At 37.7% G+C, this 16,653-nt stretch carries 15 protein-coding genes; 6 read left to right on the top strand and 9 right to left on the bottom strand.

What is annotated here, in order from left to right:
* The first annotated feature begins 158 nt into the window (after nucleotides 1–158).
* The 5 genes from AC4QJR_RS14260 to AC4QJR_RS14240 all read left to right on the top strand — a co-directional run bounded on the left by AC4QJR_RS14260 (nucleotide 159) and on the right by AC4QJR_RS14240 (nucleotide 5,338).
* Nucleotides 159–1,058, top strand: coding sequence for a putative selenate ABC transporter substrate-binding protein (locus AC4QJR_RS14260; protein WP_496523231.1), 900 nt, complete (start codon nucleotides 159–161; stop codon nucleotides 1,056–1,058).
* Between the two features lie 13 nt (nucleotides 1,059–1,071).
* Nucleotides 1,072–1,824, top strand: coding sequence for a phosphonate ABC transporter ATP-binding protein (locus tag AC4QJR_RS14255; RefSeq protein ID WP_375376997.1), 753 nt, complete (start codon nucleotides 1,072–1,074; stop codon nucleotides 1,822–1,824).
* Nucleotide 1,825: 1 nt separating this feature from the next.
* A complete protein-coding gene (locus tag AC4QJR_RS14250) occupies nucleotides 1,826–3,463 on the top strand; it encodes a PhnE/PtxC family ABC transporter permease (RefSeq protein WP_496523230.1) in 1,638 nt (545 codons plus the stop codon).
* 300 nt (nucleotides 3,464–3,763) lie between these two features.
* A complete protein-coding gene (locus AC4QJR_RS14245; RefSeq protein ID WP_496523229.1) occupies nucleotides 3,764–4,936 on the top strand; it encodes an MFS transporter in 1,173 nt (390 codons plus the stop codon).
* 72 nt (nucleotides 4,937–5,008) lie between these two features.
* Complete coding sequence (locus AC4QJR_RS14240) at nucleotides 5,009–5,338, top strand: hypothetical protein (RefSeq protein ID WP_098576434.1); 330 nt, start codon at nucleotides 5,009–5,011, stop codon at nucleotides 5,336–5,338.
* A gap of 54 nt (nucleotides 5,339–5,392) precedes the next feature.
* Here AC4QJR_RS14240 and AC4QJR_RS14235 read toward each other — a convergent pair whose 3' ends face one another.
* Together AC4QJR_RS14235 and AC4QJR_RS14230 are read right to left on the bottom strand one after the other, a co-directional pair.
* Nucleotides 5,393–6,244 carry a D-alanyl-D-alanine carboxypeptidase family protein gene (locus tag AC4QJR_RS14235; RefSeq protein WP_496523228.1) on the bottom strand — a complete coding sequence of 284 codons (852 nt, stop codon included), beginning with the start codon at nucleotides 6,242–6,244 and terminating at the stop codon, nucleotides 5,393–5,395.
* A 79-nt stretch (nucleotides 6,245–6,323) separates the two neighbouring features.
* Complete coding sequence (locus AC4QJR_RS14230; RefSeq protein WP_098576432.1) at nucleotides 6,324–6,698, bottom strand: DnaJ family domain-containing protein; 375 nt, start codon at nucleotides 6,696–6,698, stop codon at nucleotides 6,324–6,326.
* Nucleotides 6,699–7,012: 314 nt separating this feature from the next.
* Here AC4QJR_RS14230 and AC4QJR_RS14225 point away from each other — a divergent pair, with 314 nt between their 5' ends.
* Entirely contained in the window at nucleotides 7,013–8,365 is a 1,353-nt protein-coding gene (locus AC4QJR_RS14225) for an arsenic transporter (protein WP_496523227.1), read from the top strand.
* Nucleotides 8,366–9,018: 653 nt separating this feature from the next.
* Here the strand turns inward: AC4QJR_RS14225 and tuaH are convergent.
* From tuaH to tuaC, 7 genes are read right to left on the bottom strand one after another with little or no spacing between them, the layout of a single operon-like run.
* Nucleotides 9,019–10,185 (bottom strand): teichuronic acid biosynthesis protein TuaH, encoded by a 1,167-nt coding sequence (tuaH, locus tag AC4QJR_RS14220; protein ID WP_496523226.1) that lies wholly within the window; start codon nucleotides 10,183–10,185, stop codon nucleotides 9,019–9,021.
* Between the two features lie 6 nt (nucleotides 10,186–10,191).
* Entirely contained in the window at nucleotides 10,192–10,950 is a 759-nt protein-coding gene (gene tuaG / locus AC4QJR_RS14215) for a teichuronic acid biosynthesis protein TuaG (protein ID WP_375377003.1), read from the bottom strand.
* A gap of 11 nt (nucleotides 10,951–10,961) precedes the next feature.
* Complete coding sequence (locus AC4QJR_RS14210) at nucleotides 10,962–11,651, bottom strand: hypothetical protein (protein WP_496523225.1); 690 nt, start codon at nucleotides 11,649–11,651, stop codon at nucleotides 10,962–10,964.
* Between the two features lie 14 nt (nucleotides 11,652–11,665).
* Nucleotides 11,666–13,108: a teichuronic acid biosynthesis protein TuaE gene (gene tuaE / locus AC4QJR_RS14205; RefSeq protein WP_496523224.1), complete on the bottom strand. Its 1,443-nt coding sequence runs from the start codon at nucleotides 13,106–13,108 to the stop codon at nucleotides 11,666–11,668.
* A 24-nt stretch (nucleotides 13,109–13,132) separates the two neighbouring features.
* Entirely contained in the window at nucleotides 13,133–14,074 is a 942-nt protein-coding gene (locus AC4QJR_RS14200; protein ID WP_375377004.1) for an NAD-dependent epimerase/dehydratase family protein, read from the bottom strand.
* A gap of 15 nt (nucleotides 14,075–14,089) precedes the next feature.
* Entirely contained in the window at nucleotides 14,090–15,424 is a 1,335-nt protein-coding gene (gene tuaD, locus AC4QJR_RS14195) for a UDP-glucose 6-dehydrogenase TuaD (RefSeq protein ID WP_098576425.1), read from the bottom strand.
* A 24-nt stretch (nucleotides 15,425–15,448) separates the two neighbouring features.
* Nucleotides 15,449–16,645 (bottom strand): teichuronic acid biosynthesis protein TuaC, encoded by a 1,197-nt coding sequence (tuaC, locus tag AC4QJR_RS14190; protein ID WP_098576424.1) that lies wholly within the window; start codon nucleotides 16,643–16,645, stop codon nucleotides 15,449–15,451.
* Between the last annotated feature and the right edge of the window lie 8 nt (nucleotides 16,646–16,653).

The following is a 16,653-nucleotide window of genomic DNA, read 5'->3' as shown; positions in this document are numbered from 1 at the left end:
TTGGAATGCCTGCCATCTATAGATAAATATGTTTTGTTATCTATAATATCGATTAATAAATATTATTTAAATCGATTTAATGAATTTATAATCAAAAATCATTTAAGTATAATTCTAAAAGTACAGAGAAACTATTTAAAAACTAAGGTGGAATTAATGTGAAAAAATGGCTTTCTGCTCTTATTCTTGTTATGCTAGTAATTTCATTAGCTGCTTGTGGGCAAAGTGATGAAAAAACGAGTGAAGGAAAAAAAGAAGCGACTAATAATGAAATTTTTAAAATTGGAGCCATTCCTGACCAGAATGCTGCAGATTTAGATAAAGGGATGACCGCTGTTGCAAAATATCTTAGTGAAAAAACTGGTATGAAAGTTGAATTTGTACCGTCTGTGGATTATGCAGCATTAGTAACTGGTTTCCAACGTGGTGAAATTCATATGGCTTGGTTTGGCGGCTTAACAAGTGTACAAGCTAGAAACCTTGTTCCTGAATCAGAATCAATTGTGCAACGACCACGGGACGCTAAGTTCCATTCGGTCTTTATTACCCAATCATCTGAAAATATCACAAAGCTGGAAGACTTAAAAGGGAAATCATTCACATTTGGCAGTGAAAGCTCCACTTCCGGCCATTTAATGCCAAGATACTTCCTAACTGAAGCTGGAATAGATGCCAATACCGATTTTGATGGCAAGCCCAACTTCTCCGGTTCACATGATACAACCTATAAGTTAATTGAATCCGGTGCCTTTAAGGCGGGCGCACTAAATGAGGCCGTTTGGGAAGCAGCGGTAAAAGAAGGTAAAGTGGATACGAAAAAAGTAAAAGTATTCTATACCACCCCTGCTTACTATGACTATAACTGGACTATCAATAGTAATGTCGAAGAAGTCTTTGGTAAAGGAACTAAGCAAAAAGTTAAAGAAGCCCTTCTATCCATTACGGGAGACCAAAAGGAAATTGCGGATTTATTCCAAACGGAGAGTTTTGTCGAAACAAATAATGATAATTACAAAAAGATTGAAAAGGTAGCAAAAGAGTTACAGATTATTAAGTAGTAGGTGTCGTAGAATGTCTTCAAAAACAATGATTGAAGCAAAAAATATATCGAAACATTTTGAGGGGAAGATAGCTTTATCTTCCCTTTCTTTTTCTATTGAGCAAGGGGAAATGGTTGCCTTAATTGGACCAAGCGGCGCGGGAAAAACTACATTATTAAATTCCATAGCCGGACTCGTGCCAATCCAAAACGGGGAACTAATAATCGATAGCCATCCAATATCAGCCTATAAAAAAGGCAAAATTTTTGCTAAAAAAGTTGGCGTCATTCGGCAACAGTTTGATCTTATTGGGTCCATTGCCGTCATTCATAATGTCCTGGCGGGACGATTAGCGGAATGGGGCGTTATCAAATCCCTCTTCTCATTACTTGTTCCCCAAGAAAAAGAAGTTGCTTTGAAAGCACTGGATCGAGTTGGTCTTTCTGATAAAATCCATGAAATCACGTCCACTTTATCTGGAGGCGAACAGCAGCGTGTCGCAATGGCAAGATTAATGGTCCAAAAACCTGAAGTGGTTTTAGCGGACGAGCCTGTAGCCTCCCTTGATCCGGCGCGTGCGGAAGATGTTTTAGCCATGCTCATCAAAATCGTTTCAGAGCAAAAACAAACATTAATCACAAGTATACATTCCGTCGAATATGCTCGTAAATATTTTACAAGAATCATCGCCCTTAAAAATGGGGAAATTCTTTTTGATTTACCGACAGAAAAAGTAACAGATGATTTGTTAAGAGATCTTTATCGGTTAAAGGAGCAAGGGTGAGATGTTGGGACGTAAATCAGTCTTCGGTATGTATAATCGCCTCCTTCTCACGTTACTTTTGACGGCCGTATTCGTTTGGAGCTTGTTTTCAATTCAATGGAATGCCGATCTATTCCATGCAGGTGGAATACCGACTTTGTTGCAAATATTTGAAGGACTCATTCAACCGGACCTGTCTGCTGAGGTATTAATGAAGGGGCTTGAATCAGCCTGGATAACGCTAGCCTATGCTGTTGCCGGCATGTCACTTGCCATTATTTATGCACTAATAGTCGGTGTTCTTGCCTCTGGAACATTAACCTCAAGCAGGGTTGCTCGGTTAACGTCTAAAGTATTTTTTAGGGGAATATTAGGCTTCACGCGTTCGATTCATGAGTTAATATGGGCCTGGCTTTTCGTTGCTGCCGTAGGTCTTTCCCCTTATGCAGCCATATTTGCCCTTGCGATTCCATACGGAGGGATACTTGGCAGAATTTTTGCGGACATGTTAAATGATGTGCCTGATCAGCCAATCACAGCCTTAAAATCAGCAGGAGCATCCAAACTGCAATTACTCACCTACGGCTATTTTCCCTTGGTTTGGGCCGACATGACCAGTTATACGATGTACCGCTTTGAATGTGCCATTCGGTCTTCTGCAATTATGAGTTTTGTTGGACTTGGCGGTCTAGGCTACCAAATTCAATTATCATTGGCTGATTTGAAATACGATCAAGTCTGGTCATATGTTTTTTTTCTAATTGTCCTTGTTATATTGGTAGATATTTGGAGTAATTTCGTCCGAAAAGGGTTAACAGAACGGAAACGCCGAAAGGGACTCAGTCCTGGTTGGCTTTCTCTTCTCTTCACCTTGCTTTTAGTAGTTTGTTCATGGGGATTTATTACGGTCGCTGAGAATGCTCAATTTTTTGAATTATTATCTGATAAGAATATTGAATATGCAAAAAAATTCTTCGGTGGTCTGATTGGATTAAATGATGCCAACCCTGCTTTCTTCAATGCTGGCAGTTGGGCCGCTGCTTTGAAACTCACTCTTGAAACATTGGAAATGAGTATTATGGCAATTGGATTTGCGACCATCGCTGCTTTTTTTACAGTGATTCCTGCAGCTAGAAATATAGCTAATGGGGGGTTAACTTCTTCAAAGAAGTGGTATAACTGGATTCTTTATGGAATAGTTCGCATCACCTATATCTTTTCTCGTTCTGTTCCTGAGTTAGTTTGGGCGATGATGATTATTTTTATTTTTAAACCCGGGTTACTGCCTGGGGCAATCGCTCTTGCACTCCACAACTTTGGGATTCTCGGTAAACTTTGGGCAGAGGTGATTGAGGATATGGACCCGCGTCCAATAAGGAATTTAGCATCTACAGGTGCATCGAAAATCCAGATTTTCTTCTACGGTATCCTGCCCACTGTATTACCACGATTTCTCACTTATATTCTTTATCGCTGGGAAGTCATCATGAGGACAACCATTGTGGTTGGTTTTGTTGGTGCGGGTGGTCTTGGTATGGAGTTTAAGTTGGCAATGAGCTATTTCCAATATACAGAGATTACCTTGTTACTTCTTTGTTATATGATTCTCGTCATAATCGCTGACTTTGCATCAGAAAGTACGAGAAAAGCTGTTAAATAATCTTGCGAAGCCCACTCGCAGCTTGGCACTGGAACTAGATTCAGCAAAAAACACCGTTTCCCTTATGGAATGGTGTTTTTTTGTGGTTTTTATCACCCTGATATCAATTGCTAGCATTTTGCTTAATTATCGCTATCTATTAGCTAAATAAGTGATAATAAAAGTATTGCATACTATTTCCACCCAAGGAAATAATTGATGCATGAGACTTGTTTTTCTATCAACATTTCCATTATCCTATTGATAGGAAGAAAGTATGTAATATCAACGACTTTAAATGTCATCTAGGAGTGAAATTCTTTGCAATCAAAGTCCGCTTTACCGATTTTATTTGTAGTTATGTTTTTGGTGATGGTGGGATTTGGAATTATCATTCCAGTTTTACCTTTCTATGCCGAAGAAATTGGGGCGAACCCAACCGAACTAGGATTACTTATGGCGGTGTATTCTCTCATGCAGCTTATTTTCGCTCCAATGTGGGGACAAGTTTCCGACCGAATTGGGCGAAAGCCAGTGATGATGATTGGGATAGCTGGACTTGGTCTCTCCTTTCTAATTCAAGCATTGTCAACAGAGCTTTGGATGTTATTCGCGGCAAGAATTATTGGCGGTATTCTTTCCTCTGCTAATATGCCTACCGCAATGGCATACGTTGCCGATATCACCACCGAAGAGAATCGCGGCAAAGGAATGGGGATTGTTGGTGCAGCAACGGGCTTAGGCTTTGTTTTCGGTCCAGCAATTGGTGGTATTTTCTCAAAATTCAGCTTGAATATGCCCTTTTATCTTGCTTGTGGATCATCTTTCATTACCTTGATTCTTGTTTTCCTTTTGCTAAAAGAATCAAAACTGAGAACAGAGGCAGGTACCCAAAAAAAGCATTCTTTTTGGAAGGCGTTTAGTGGGGCTGTAACGGTTCTGTATCTAGTGCAATTATTAATTTCTTTATCCCTGGCTGGTTTGGAAGCAACGTTTGCTTACTTTGCTGCGAAGAAGGCAGATTTAGATGCTACTCAACTTGGCTATATTTTTATGATCATGGGATTTGGGAGTGCGATTGTCCAGGGTGGTCTAGTTGGTAGATTGACGAAGAAATACGGGGAAAGGATGGTTATCCAGTCGGGTATCATTGTTTCTGCGCTTGGATTTGCTTTAATTTTATTGGTGAATAGTTTTGGTACTGCAGCTCTTTTTCTAACTATATTTGGTTTAGGGAATGGAGTCATTCGTCCAAGTGTTTCTTCTCTAATTACGAAAACGTCAAGCGCTGGCCACGGAAGTTCAACTGGCCTATTATCTTCCTTTGACTCACTTGGCCGAATTATTGGTCCTCCACTTGGTGGTTGGCTGTTTTCATTGGCCATCGGGCTTCCGTATATTTCTGGTGCAATTATCTCCATTGCTGCTTTTATTCTATTTTTACTTTTTCGACCGCAGATTGCTTCTGTTAAATCAACAAATATACAAAACTAAACAAGATGCATATGTTCTTAGGACACGCATAAAATGGGTTACGAGGATGTAAGTAAAAAAGGAGCCCATTTTATGAAATTAAAAACCTTTATTAGTATTTGTTGCTTATTGGCCACATTAGGTTTTGCAGCGTATCTTGATTCACCGTACTCATTTATTAATAAAAACTTTACCTATTCAGCCGATCAACCTGTGATGGCACAGCCTGTAGAAGTTGAGCCTTCCAGCGATGTTCCAGTTTTGGAGGAAAAACTAGAGAAAATCGAAAAAGTGGATGGCTATATCGTAGAAACGTACCAGGAGTACGAGGTATATAAAGACAAGGATGGTAATGTATTAAAAAGTGAGCCGACAGGTAAAATCGATACTTTACATTATTGGGATGACCAAGAACAACAGTAAGACCGCTGACAAGGCGGTCTATTTTTTGAGGTCAAATGAATGGGTCCCTCCTCACTACCTACCTTCCGGAAACTCATTTTCTGACTTCATATGGGCAAATGAATAGTTTGCCATGGTTTGAATATCGCTGTATTTTGACTGTTTATCGGTTTTCATGACAACCGAGATAACTTCCTTATTTCCTTGTTTTAAGTATTCCAATAGTGTATGATGAGCCGCATTTGTAAACCCAGGTTTACCAGTAATCGAGTTTGGGCTCCTGTGAAATTTAAATAGATTACTGATTGTCTTTTCTTTCTTGCTTGTTTTAATCATTGTTTTTCGTGTAGTCATAACCTTTAGTACATTAGGATGTTTAAGCGCTTCTTTGGTGATGAGGGCCATATCGTAGGGTGTTGTATAATGGTTTGGGTCATGAAGCCCATTTGATGTAACGAAATGAGTATTTTTAAGGCCCCATGTTTTGACCCTCTGATTCATGAGAACTGCAAATCCTTCTTCACTTCCTGCCGCGTTCTCAGCAATTGTAACGGCGACATCATTCGCACTTAATAATAATAAAGCTTTCATCGCGTCTTGTTTAGAAATCATCTCCCCTGCTGTAAGCCCCAAACAGAGGCATTCTTGATTCGCCGCATGTGAGCTAACCCTTAATAAAGTCCCATCTTTTATTTGTTCATCTAAAATTATGGCCGTTAACACTTTCGTCATACTTGCAGGAAATGCTTTTGAGTGGGCATTTTTGTTGTAAAGAATTTCGCCTGTCTCTGCATCAATGGCTACTCCATACACCCCCACAATATTGGGGACCTCTGATTCAGCAGCACTGATCCTATTCGGTACCATTCCTCCTATTAGAAACAGGACTGACAATAATGTTGCAGCAATCTTATTGATGGTAGACATGACGTATGTACCTCCAGTAATAAACCCTTTATCTTCTTGCAATTATTTTGTTCCATTTTTAGTGAAGCCAGACAACTACTTATTTAATTTTTCCATAAATTTTCTCCGCATAACTGCCGAAACGTCCATTCGAATTTTTCCTTCTTTGTTCCATCACTTTTTCAAACTGCAACTGTTTCCTTGTTAATTTTTCTTGTAACCTGTTAATTTCTTCGTCATCAGTGGCGGCGGAAATGAGATCATTTAAGGTAATCAATTCTTTTCGTAAATCGACTTGGTCTGAAATGAATCCTGCATTCTTAAGCATTCGGTAACCCATTTTCATTTCTGCGCTCATCCCTGGCAGATCATCTTTCAGATCCAACGGCTTTCCCATCCCAGGCAGATTTTCGAATTCCCCATTTTTTATTGCTTCTTTTATTTTATCTTCCGCTATTCTTGAAAATAAGTCCATGACACACCTCACACCTCTTTTTAATATCTATTTTAACTTATTTGGAAGAAATTTAGTAAACATAAACTAGTTAAGAGAGCCGCCGTATTTTCGGGGGCTCTCTCTGTCTTCAACCACTATAGACTCAAGCGGAAATTCGGAAAAAACAGGTACAAACCTAAAGCCTGTCTCAGTCGGGAGACATATACATACAGTACAAAGTCACAAGAGGGATAGATGGAATGGAGGGATAGATGCGGATGCAAAACGTGGAGGTAAAGTCGCTCATGATTCATTTCATGAAATACTAGCTTCCGAAAGGAGAAATTTATTCAATGGTTTGGTTAACGATAGCTTCCTTTTTACTCACCCTAGGATTTATTTTTTGGAGACCCCGAGGTATTAATGAAGCAATCCCTGCTACGATTGGTGCGATCGTTGTCATCTTAAGTGGGAGTGTTACATTCTCTGACCTCGGTCTAATAGCGGAAACTATCAGTGGTGCCGTGATTACCATAATGGCGACAATTGTAATGGCCATCGTCTTAGAAAGTTTTGGGTTCTTTAACTGGATGGCAGAAAAGCTTGCAGAAAAAGCAAAAGGGTCTGGCATTCGATTATTCTGGTATGTCAATCTATTGTGTTTTTTAATGACACTCTTTTTTAATAACGACGGAAGTATTTTAATCACAACACCAATATTAGTTATACTGCTAAACAATATGGGCTTAAAAAACCACCAAAAAATTCCGTATTTGCTTTCAGGTGCATTAATCGCGACCGCTTCAAGTGCGCCCATTGGCGTAAGTAATATTGTCAATCTAATCGCCCTAAAAATCGTCCACATGAGTTTGTACTTGCATACGGCGATGATGTTTGTCCCTGCAACACTTGGTTTACTTCTACTGACCTGGCTTTTGTTTCTTCGCTTCAAAAAGGTCTTACCAAAAACGATCCCTACTAATGTAACTGGGCTTTCACTCTCTTCTTATCATCCACTTAAGCCAAGTCCATTGAAACATGCTTCTGAGAAAGACCGATCGAGATTTATGAGAAACGTTCTACTGTTTGTCTTTGCGGTTCGTGTCAGCCTCTTTGTCGCATCGTTTCTGTCTATTCCAGTTTCGCTTATGGCAGTTTTTGGCTCTTTTGTCCTTTTAGGTTGGAGATGGGCATATTTAAAAATACCTCCCACCGATATGGTGAAGAAAACGCCGTGGTATATCATCGTTTTCGCTTTTAGTATGTATGTGATCATTTACGGTTTAAATAATATTGGTCTAACAGAGTGGCTCATCCACTTCATGCATCCAATGGTTTCTGGAAGCCTGCTTCATGCCAGTGTACTAATGGGTGTCTTGTTATCCGTTCTTTCGAACATATTTAATAATCATCCTGCGTTAATGGTCGGCACACTAACATTAACAAATATGGATCTACCTCTGCTCAGTTTAAAAATATCCTATCTTGCCAATGTCATAGGAAGTGACATGGGATCATTATTACTACCAATGGGAACGCTGGCCACGTTAATGTGGATGAATATTGTAAGGAAAGGAAAAGTCATGATTAGTTGGTGGCAGTATATGAAAATAACCTTCGTTGTTATCCCGCCAGCTACCTTGTTTACCTTGGTAATTCTATATTATTGGGTATCATGGCTATTTGGAGGCACACTTCAGAACTAAAAAATGATTTTAATAACAGATAGAAAGGTGTTATTCAGATGAGCAAAAAAATGTCCACAAAGAAAAATCCATCCTGTTTTGGCTGACGAGGTTGGATTAATCATTCACTACTTTAGTTGTTTTTTAGACCGTGTCTTGAGCTCACGGTCTTTTTTTATGAGACTTACTACATATTATAAATATATGTATTTTCCTTATATTTGTTCAAGATTGTAAAAGTTTTCATATGGACCTGTGCTAAACAAGCCTCAATATCTATAAAATGAATATAACAATACTTTACAAAAGGTTAACATCGAATCAACTATTTCTTAGTATTTACTGGTTAAAATGTAACTATAGCCATTCCAATACAATGGTTCATTTTTATAAGTAATTTCCAAATGGGGAGGTAGTTGTATGAATAATTTTCTTAATATTCTGTTTCTGATTTTTATTTCGGCAGCTTTTATACGGATTTTTTATTACTCATTTTTTAAATCAAAATCAAATAGACATTGACTGGGTTAAGTATTTACTATTCTTTTTTGATCCGCAAGTATTTCCTTCATCAAAAATTCCACACCTGTGATCATTTACACACTCAAAAAACAACTATCAAAAAAAAGAAACCCTTTATGGGTCTCCAAAAATTGACGCTATCTCGGTTTGTTTTAAACCAATCTAAACATGTCCTCAAATACTTCGTTCCAATTTTTTGATTTAGCAAGTGTCTTACGCTTATGAATCATATTTTCATCATTTATAGTCCCTTCTAATTGTTCACATACTTGGATGAATTGGTTCGTACTATCGGTATCTAAATAAGCATAGACAGATTCCTCGGCATATTTTTTCGTTGAGGGCAAATGCAAACCAAGTACCGACTTCCCCGCTGCTAAAAACTCAAATAACTTTAATGGAAAGACAGCTTGATTATATTGAGAGGATTTGTATGGCATAATACCAATATCAATTAAGTTCATATATTTTGGTACTTCTGAAGGTTCGACACTTCCAGTCCATAAAACATTTCTCTCGGTTAATAAATCTTTAAATTTTGGATGATCATTCGTGCCATCTGGACCTACAAACAGAAAAAGCCATTCTCGTTTTTTTTGTGCTGCCTCCTTTATCAAATCAAAATCCAGTTTCGGTTTAATGCCACCGATAAATCCTAAAACCGTACCATTAAATTGAGCAGGTAGAATATTCTCCATTTGTGTTGGATTGTTCGCAAATAAATCATATTCTACCCCATTTTCAAAGGTGAACACCTTTTCTTCGGAACCTAAATTTTCTACTATTCTCGAACTTAGATACTCAGAGGTGCAAGTAATTACATCTGCCCTTTGAATAATCCGATTTTCAGCTTTTGATATGATATTTTTTCTAGAATTAGCTAGGATGGAGTTTTTCCCACTGATAGGCGAAGTCCATAAATCACTGCAATCATAAACGACTTTATTCCAGGAAAAGAGGTCAGAAAGGATTGGGTAACCTGGAAAGGTATACCATAAATTCACTTTATACTTTTCCTGTTCTTCTCTTAAATATTGTAATAATGGGTGAAGTTTTGATCTATGAAATTCATCAATATATCGTCCAAACCGAAACACTTTATGTGGCAATAAATCTTGTATGGTCCATTGTTTTATTCCATTTGACAATCTAGAGCAGGACTTTTCTTTTTGTATTGGTGACGGGCATAACCAAATAACCTCTTTTGTATCTGAATGTTTTTGAAGATATTCTGCAAGCCGATGTCTTCGGTATCGTAACTGGTCCTGCCCCCACTCCCCTGTTGCCACAATGATATGTATATTCTTCATTTGTCCCATCCCTTTTTAAATTCTTTTTAGTAGAGCATGAAAGGCATAATGTGAAAAACACCAAAAAGCTTTGATGACGTTAAGTTTTTCTACCTTGCGATATACAAACCAATTCATTTTTGCTGCTTTCCACTTATTCCTTGATATTGAAGGATTCCCAGTCCGATACTCGGCCAAATTTTCATTTAATCCGTATGCATTGAACCCCTTTTTTAATATGGCTAGCCAGGTGGCTAAATCCTGTCGTGTGCGTATGTTTGGCATCTGAAAATGGCCAACCGTCTTTCGATCAATCATGACAGTCAAACATCCAATAATCGTATTCTTTAACATATCATTGTACGTAATTTGCTCGGGGGCAGGTATCTGTTTGTTCAATAGAACTCCATCATTAGTTATTAATTCGTAACCAGTAAATGTAAAAGCATAATAGTTGGTTTGCATGAAAGAATACTGTTTTTGTAATTTTTCTGGTTTCCAGCAATCATCACTATCAAGAAATGCTACATATCTGCCCTTTGCATTTTGCAAAGCTATGTTTCGGGCAACGGCTGCCCCGCCATTTTGATTTAAATAAATAACCTTTATTCTTTCATCTTCTTTTTCAATTTGCTCTAATATTTCTGGTGTATTATCTGTAGAACAATCATCAACAATAATCATTTCCCAGTTTTGATAGGTTTGCTTTCTTACAGAAGTGATTGTCTGCTCGATAAATAAACTTGCATTATATGAAGGTGTTATAATTGAGATCAGTGGCTGCTGTGGACTCATGAAATAACCTCCTATTCAAATGACTGTTCCTTGAAAATGATGGGAAAAACGATCCATAGAAAGCTTAATGTTACGCCCAATAATATCCCTAATACTGCTCTTTCCTTTGAGTTGAAAGCTCTATTTTCAGTATCAAGTGCATAAAAATCCGCAGGTTTTAATATTTCAGCATGTCTTATGTCGTCTTTAGCAGTCTTAAGTTCATATAAGAAACGCTGCTGGTCTACTTTTGCCTCAGGTCCTACTTTTTCATTTGTTATTGCATCGATAGATTCTTGAATGATTTTCTGTTTTTCTTGGAAACTATCATGATCGATGGCGATAAAAGCACTAGTAATCTCGTTAAGTACCTTTGCTGTGCTTTCCTCTGAATGATCTGAATATGAAAGATTAATGATGTTATCAGGTCCCATAGTTACATGTAAATTCGTATTTATTTCCTTAAACTTTTCCTTCCATAGATCTTTCAAATGTTCTTCATAAAAAGGAGCGTTTGTTAATAAACTGATCACAAGTTTAGGATTATTTAACTCAGGATTCTTATAGTTTCCCAAGGATATCGAAGTTTCTAATGTATAACTTGATTTCTCTTGTCCCACGGGAAGAAGCCATCCAATTATGCCCAGAAAAATGGTAGTTGCTAATAATATTAAGAAGTATTTGTTCATTCTTTCTTTTAATCGTTGAATCATATGTCCCATTTTAACCTTGCTCCTTAGTAGGATTTTTCATGTTGATGTTGATTTTTCGTGTCTTTAAGCACAGAAACCGTAGAAATAACTAATCCTAGAAATACCCAATGAAAAAATAGATTACTAATAGAGCTCGGACTGATACTCGAAACAGCAAATCCAATTAGCCCCATCATACACCCTTCAAGTAATCCTTTTTGGTTTCTATTTCTTCCAACTCTATAAAATTTATAAAGACGTATGAAAAGATAGGCATACATAGTTATGTAACCAAGTAAAATACCAATTCCGAAATTACCCATAATTTCCGCAAGCCAATTATGAACTTCTACAACATTATTAGTTGGATAGATGGATTCGTTTTTCAAATAGAATGAGATATTGCCTGCTCCCACCCCGAATCCGAAGCTATCTAATATGTAGTGAAGGGTATTCTTCAGTAAATTTAATCTTGCTACATTAGATGGAAGCATTCCATTACTAAGATTGATGGTTGAAGCGTTAAACAAATCTACTAACTTGCCGAAAAATACAATCGTACTCAATAGAAATACGGTTGATCCGATAGTAACGGCCATTTTCTTTAAAAATCTTGGAAGAAGGATAAACATATAAACAAGTAATCCAATCATTACACCAAGCAAACTTGCCCGTGAATCTGTCAAATAAATGAGATACACACAAATAATAGCTAGAAGTATGCTGGTTGTTTTCAAAAATACATGTTTACTATTTTTTGTTAAAGCTAGATAAAAAAAGAACGATATCGTAAGAAATGTGGCAAAATCATTTTGATTAAAGAAAACAGATGTTGGATATGACAGCTTATATTCAGGACCACCGTACAATGTTGATGTAGGCAGCTGGATGTGAGCAAAATGATTGATTAATCCAATCACCATTAAAAAGACTGTCATAAACATCCAGATTCCATAAAACAAGAACAAACTAGTCATTTTTCTAAATGTAAAGACGGCCAAAAAGACAAACGTTATTCCCATACCCAAAAGAATTAACGACTTAATACCCTCTATAATTGATTTTGCCCAAAGTAGTGATACCGAACCATAAGCCATCCAAAACAGTAGAAAAAGCAATATCCCTTTTACATTTACTTGATTCCAAAATTGAGGAAGATTCCTTTCTTTTATTGCATGAAACAAAAAGACTATAACTGCTGCGATTAGAACCAAGCGATACAAAAATATGCTAAAAAATCCAACATGAATGTTTAGAACTGATTGATTCAGAAATGTTGTCATGACTAATAAATACATAACGGCGGGAAATTGCGGTTTACTAATAACATTGCTTTTTATAAGTAAAGTAATAACGATGACCGCCCATACCCCAATAAAAATCATCATTATAACCGGCATTTCAACAAGTGAATAGGTAATGGCCAATCCTGCTAAGAGAAAAGCTGACACACCTGTTGCTTGTTTAACTAGTAGATTACTTTGCATCAAACTTCCTTCTCCTTTTTCAAACTAACCATTTAATGATTGCAATTGGTTTTCCTTTGAGAACTGGAGAGTCGCCTGTAACCCTTCGAACAGGTTGACAGCTGGCACCCAATTTAGTATTGTTTTCGTTTCTTCGTTTTCAAGAATACTATGCCTAATATCGCCTGCACGCTCTTGTTTATAGATCGGGCGCAGATTCGAACCAGCGGCTTCAGTCATCGTTTTAAACAGTTCATTGATAGAAATACATGAGCCGGAAGACACATGGACACAAATATTTTCTTTTACATTTAGTGCTTTTACATTTGCTGTTGCCACATCTTTAACAAAAATAAAGTCTCTCGTTTGCAATCCATCTCCATATATGAAAGGTGTTCTATTTTCGGTGAGTTTATCTGAAAAAATAGCTACGACTCCTCCTTCACCCTTTGCGTCTTGTCTTGGTCCATATACATTGCTGTAGCGTAAAATACAATATGGCAGCTGATACAGTTCACAAGACATTTTTAAATAATTTTCAACCGATAGCTTTGTAAGTCCATATGGTGATTCCGGATAAGTTGGGTGTGAAATGGTAACAGGCAGTGAAACCGGGTTTCCATACACCGCAGCAGTCGAAGCAAATACAAATCTTTTCACCTTTGATTCAATCGCTGCTTTTATAATGTGCAGCGAACCCTTAATATTTACTTTTTCATCAAATAGAAAGTCTTTAACAGACTCCGCCACACTTACTTGTGCCGCTTGGTGAATAATATAATCTGGACTAAGAGAAACAATTAAATCAATTACGCTAGGATTGGTAATGTCGTGATTATAGACCTCAATAGGTAAGTGATCGATGTTTTTTTGTTTGCCTGTTGAAAAATTATCAATGACTGTGACATGGTAATTATTTTGAAGCAATTCCTCTACTATATGGGAGCCAATAAATCCTGCTCCGCCTGTGACTATTACTTTTCTCATCAGAATAACCTCCTCCTATATTGCCTTTGTTGTGAAAGATCCCGCTTGAATGGCTGGTCTCCCAACCGAAAAATACGAAAATCCAAGGCGTTTCATCATTTCTAAATCAAAGAGATTCCGGCCATCCACCATCAGAGGCTGTTTCATTAATTGCTTTACTAAGGGTAAATCTAATGTTTTTACGTCCTGCCAATCTGTTAAAATCATGCAAGCATCTGCATCCCGAATAGTTTCATAGATATCCTCTGAATAGGTGCACTGATAACCGATCTGTTTTTTTGCTTCTACGATTGCGATGGGATCATATGCCTTAACGATTGCCCCCTGCTCTGTTAAGTAAGGAATAATATCCAATGCCGGAGAAGACCGAATATCATCGGTATCTGGTTTAAATGCTAATCCTAAAACAGTAATCGTTTTCCCTTTAAAAGAACCTAATGCACGTAACAATTTTTTTACCAGCTGCACCCTTTGTCCTTCGTTTGTATCAATCACTGCCTTGATTAATTTAAAATTGTATCCACAATCCTCAGCAATATGCAGAAGTGCAGCCGTATCTTTTGGAAAGCAGGATCCGCCAAATCCAACGCCTGCTTGTAAAAATTTATTGCCAATCCTGCTATCAAGACCAATACCTTCGGACACTTTTGTAACGTCTGCACCAACACGTTCACATATGTTCGCAATATCATTAATAAATGAGATCTTGGTTGCCAAAAATGCATTGGCAGCATATTTAATGATTTCCGCCGTTTCTATAGAAGCTTTCACAATATCGGCCGTAAAGGGCTGATGTAATTCCTCAATCATTTGAAAAGCTTTTTCGCTTGCAGCACCAATGACGGCACGCTCCATATTCATCGTATCCTTAATAGCCGAACCTTCTCTTAAAAACTCAGGATTAGAGACAACGTCAAAAGGATGGTTTCCATTGTTGTATTCTTGAATAACCGATTCTATTAATTTTCCAGTTCCGACAGGTACCGTACTTTTAGTGACAATTACTTTATAATTATTTAAATTTTCACCAATTGATTTAGCGACTTGTTTTACATAGGTTAAGTCAGCCTTACCTGATGATGTCATTGGTGTGCCAACTGCAATTAGAATTACCTCAGCATCCTGGATTTCTTGACTGATATTTGCACTAAATTTAAGTGTTCCTTTGCGAACATTTTTATGGACCAGTTCCTTTAATCCTGGCTCATATATCGGCATAATCCCTTGTGTCAGTTCATTAATTTTTAATTGATCAATATCGCAACAAGTAACTTCGTTTCCTGAATCAGCAAAACATGTACCTGAAACGAGTCCAACATATCCAGTTCCAATAACAGCTATTTTTTTCATCCTTATCAATCCTTTCGGTTCGTATTACTTGATCGTTGAATAAATGGATTCTATTGTCCGTTTATAAACAGCTTTTAATAAAACGGCATTTCGGTCAGCATGATAGTTTTTTTGAATATGTTCATAGAGTTCATCCTGAACATGTGTGGTAAAGGGATTTCTGTTTAAAATCTCGTTTAATCGAGTCACTAGGCTGGATACCGATTTACTATCAATTAAAAGATGGCGATGCTCACCAAATAATTCTGGGACACTCCCCACTTCAGTACAAATTACAGGCACCTTCAAGGCTAGTGCTTCAATAACAACGGTTGGCATCCCTTCTGTATAAGATGGGAGAGCAAACACATCACTAGCAAGCAAGTAATCACTTATTCTTTCATTTTCAACCTGCCCCATTAGGAACAACCGTCGATTGAAGTCTGAATGCTGGGCTAATTTTTCTTTAGCTGGTCCATCGCCAACAAACAAAATGGCTACTTCGTTAGAAAGCCATTGAAGTGAATGAGCAAGTTCAAAAACTCCTTTTGCTTCTGTTAATCTTCCTATAAAAACAATAATCTTCTTTTCTTCAGGGAGTTGGAGGCGTCTCCTGATTTGCGTTTTGGTTTCATCACTAGGTTTAAAGCGTGATAGGTCAACCCCGATGGGAAGCACCATACTATCTCTGCCTGTTAACTCCTTTGCTTTATTCCTAAGGCTTTCACCCACTGCCAAGACCAGGTTTGCCGCATGTACGGTTTGTTCGAATATTTTTTTCGATCTTGCACTATAAAAAGGATAAATATTTACATCACTGCCATGTAACGTTAAAATCCATGGCAGCTTTTTATGTTCTGCAACTATTCTCGCTGCCCCTCCAGACGGCATGGCAAAATGTGCGTGAATTAAATCGGGCTCTATTAAGCCATCAGACATTGTTTTTAAGATGGAAGCTGCCATCCGTTTATCCGGTTGAGACCATCTGAGTTGGCCCGGAAGTGCTAAATAAGGCGGACGGTAGACCGTCACTCCTTTTCGAACATACTTAAATGGGATCTCCTTATTTGCTCGATACTGCCTTTTTACATACTTGATTAAGGTTGAATGACGCGGCACAGGACAAATCACCGTAACCTCTACGCCTAAACGGATTAATGATTGAACTTGAGTTTCATGAAAAACACCTTGCCCTGGATATTCGTCACTTGGATAGACACTTGTAATCCATAAAATTTTCATTATGTTTG

The sequence above is a fragment of the Neobacillus sp. BP17 genome, from assembly GCF_059579525.1.
Note: the sequence above shows the minus strand (reverse complement) of the source record. Positions and strands in the feature narration are given on the sequence as shown.

Bases quoted from the DNA above. Each gene is read 5' to 3' on its own strand.
- AC4QJR_RS14255 (WP_375376997.1), top strand. From the start codon at position 1,072: ATGTCTTCAAAAACAATGATTGAAGCAAAAAATATATCGAAACATTTT.
- AC4QJR_RS14250 (WP_496523230.1), top strand. From the start codon at position 1,826: ATGTTGGGACGTAAATCAGTCTTCGGTATGTATAATCGCCTCCTTCTC.
- AC4QJR_RS14240 (WP_098576434.1), top strand. From the start codon at position 5,009: ATGAAATTAAAAACCTTTATTAGTATTTGTTGCTTATTGGCCACATTA.
- AC4QJR_RS14235 (WP_496523228.1), bottom strand. From the start codon at position 6,244: ATGTCTACCATCAATAAGATTGCTGCAACATTATTGTCAGTCCTGTTT.
- AC4QJR_RS14230 (WP_098576432.1), bottom strand. From the start codon at position 6,698: ATGGACTTATTTTCAAGAATAGCGGAAGATAAAATAAAAGAAGCAATA.
- AC4QJR_RS14225 (WP_496523227.1), top strand. From the start codon at position 7,013: ATGGTTTGGTTAACGATAGCTTCCTTTTTACTCACCCTAGGATTTATT.
- tuaH (WP_496523226.1), bottom strand. From the start codon at position 10,185: ATGGGACAAATGAAGAATATACATATCATTGTGGCAACAGGGGAGTGG.
- tuaG (WP_375377003.1), bottom strand. From the start codon at position 10,950: ATGAGTCCACAGCAGCCACTGATCTCAATTATAACACCTTCATATAAT.
- AC4QJR_RS14210 (WP_496523225.1), bottom strand. From the start codon at position 11,651: ATGGGACATATGATTCAACGATTAAAAGAAAGAATGAACAAATACTTC.
- tuaE (WP_496523224.1), bottom strand. From the start codon at position 13,108: ATGCAAAGTAATCTACTAGTTAAACAAGCAACAGGTGTGTCAGCTTTT.
- AC4QJR_RS14200 (WP_375377004.1), bottom strand. From the start codon at position 14,074: ATGAGAAAAGTAATAGTCACAGGCGGAGCAGGATTTATTGGCTCCCAT.
- tuaD (WP_098576425.1), bottom strand. From the start codon at position 15,424: ATGAAAAAAATAGCTGTTATTGGAACTGGATATGTTGGACTCGTTTCA.
- tuaC (WP_098576424.1), bottom strand. From the start codon at position 16,645: ATGAAAATTTTATGGATTACAAGTGTCTATCCAAGTGACGAATATCCA.